The 2,324-nt window shown below is 66.4% G+C and carries 2 protein-coding genes; both read right to left on the bottom strand.

Features of this window, described 5'->3' with window-relative positions; genetic code table 11:
* Positions 1-647: response regulator (locus tag A985_RS0107585; RefSeq protein ID WP_017232802.1), on the bottom strand; the 647-nt coding region annotated here is incomplete at its 3' end.
* An 809-nt stretch (positions 648-1,456) separates the two neighbouring features.
* Positions 1,457-2,324 (bottom strand): hypothetical protein (locus A985_RS24575; protein WP_232424552.1); only part of this gene is annotated, 868 nt, incomplete at its 5' end.

The following is a 2,324-nucleotide window of genomic DNA, read 5'->3' as shown; positions in this document are numbered from 1 at the left end:
GGCTCGGACGGATCGCCCTCGACGAGCCGTCGCAGACGCCACACCGGCACGTCCAGGCTGCGATCGCGAAACGTGATGCCGTCGCCATAGAGCATGGCGTGCAGCTTGACGCGCGGGAGCACCTGCATGGGGTGCTGCGTGAACGCCTTGAGCATGGCGAACTCGGTATCGCGCAGCGGTAAACGCTCGCCTTCGCGCTGCAACGTGCGCAGCGAGTAATCGAGTTCAAACGGACCGAAGCGGTACGGGGCGCGCGCGTCGGGGGCGCTGGCGGCCACCGGCCCGCGGCGGCGCAGCACAGCGTGAATCCGCGCGAGCAACTCACGCGGATCGAACGGCTTGGCCAGATAGTCGTCGGCGCCCAGTTCCAGCCCGAGCGCCCGGTCGAGCGGCCCGCCACGCGCCGAGAGCATGATCACCGGGATGTCTTCGCCGGCCGCGCGCAAATCCTGCAACGCCCGCAAGCCGTCACGCTCCGGCATCATGATGTCGAGCAGAATCACCGACGGCCGCTCGAGTTCGAGCCGGCGCAGCAGCGAGGCCCCGTTGTGCAGCACCGAGACCTGCATGCCGTTGGCATGCAGCAATTCGCGCAAGAGGTCGCGAACGACAGGATCGTCGTCGACCAGCAGAACATGCAGACTCATGAAATTCTCTCGGTGGTTTAAGTTTGACGCCGGGCGCTCGCGGCGTGCGACAGTGTCACGGCACTGTCTTGCGTCACCGCAGACGGCGCCGAGGTCGTGGACAGCGCCCGCAGCGCATTCGTAAATCGATCCGGCGCCGGCGACGCGCGACGTGTGCCGAGCGTCGCGGCAGGTCCCTGCCCCGGCAAACGCCAGGCGCGATGTAGCGCCGAACCCGGCGCGTCTATGCCTGTGGTCATGTCGTGTGCTCCCTTGGTGTCGAGATGCACCGAAGTGTGTGCGTTCATCCAGACCGGCATTGGCCGAAGCATCTTACAAAATGCAGCTCAATCCTTATTTCAGAAAGGATTGGAAAGGTGCGTCGATGTCCATCATCGGCGTCGCCCTTGATTGGCGCGCACAAATATCGACAATTCACCGATGTTAGACGACATAAAAGTAAATTATAGAGAATTTAGTGAGGGCACGCCGAGGCCGCCGAGGCCGCGATTGACATCGGAGGTCGCGCAGCGCGTGCGATCTTCACATTGTGCAGCCGCGTGGCGACGCGCTCCGCTGTGCGTCCCACCCTGCTCACCAACGCCCCCAGCCCCCTGCCCGGCTGGGCTATCGCAACCGCCGCCCCCCCTGCTCGCGGGCGATTGTGCCGATGGCAACGCGCAACGTTGACCCCGATCCGCATCTCCACATTTCTCCTGCCGTTGCCGATCTTCCCGCTCGGCGCTGCCATGCACGAATCGAACTGGCGTCGTGGCCTCAACAACGTCAAACCGTGGGCGACACCTCGTTCAATCAGGATCGCGAATCGATCAGCGGGAGAGCGTGACGAGCAGCGCCGCCACATCGGGATACTTCAACCGGTAGCCCAGTTCGCGCTTGAGCCGCGTGTTGGCGAGCCGTCGCGACTCCGACATGAACGACAGCAGCGTCGGCTCCAGCACGCGCTGCGCCTCGTCTCGCGAAATCCGCGGCGGCCGGGGCAGCCCCAGCGCATCGGCCACATGGTCGAAATACTCGCCCATGCGCCATTCGGTGTCGTCGCTGGCATGCACGATCCGCTGCGACTTGCCGCGCCACATCGCGCGCACCAGGATCGCGGCGAGATCGTCGGCATGAATATGGTTGGTGAAAACGTCGTCGGACGCCTGTAGTGCCGGGGTGCCCTTTTGCAAGCGCGTGACCGGAAGACGATCCGCCGCGTAAATCCCCGGAATGCGCACGAGCGTCGTTCGCCACGGCACGCGCGCACGCTCGGTGAAACGCCAGACCGCTGGCGTGGCGCTCACCGATGTCGCACGGGCGCGTGCCGGCCCAGCCGCCAGCACACGATGCACGTCATGCCCGTGCCGCGACGGTCGGCCGAGCGTGCGCACCGTGCGCTCCGCGTCCACACGACGCTGGCCACGCGGCGATCGCGGCCGCGGTGTGCGCGTTTCATCCACATGGGCGCCGCCGCAGTCGCCGTATACGCCGCTGGTGCTCGCGTAGACGAGAATGCGACGCGGCGCTCGAGGCAGGCGCGACAAGGCGCGCCGCCCTCCCTCGGGTACAATTGTGGGCTTGGGCGGCTGGGCGAGCGCTGCGCGCAAACGGCGAGTTCGCCGGTCCAGAGTGCCGCTGCCGGCAACCCCGGTGGGCGGGGCGAGATGCAAAACTCGCGGCGCCAATCGGCCGATG

Origin of the sequence: Pandoraea sp. B-6 (genome assembly GCF_000282835.1) — a bacterium.
GTDB classification, from domain to species: Bacteria; Pseudomonadota; Gammaproteobacteria; order Burkholderiales; family Burkholderiaceae; genus Pandoraea; species Pandoraea cepalis.
The sequence above is the reverse complement of the archived record's forward strand: the minus strand, read 5'-3'. Positions and strand labels throughout refer to the sequence as shown.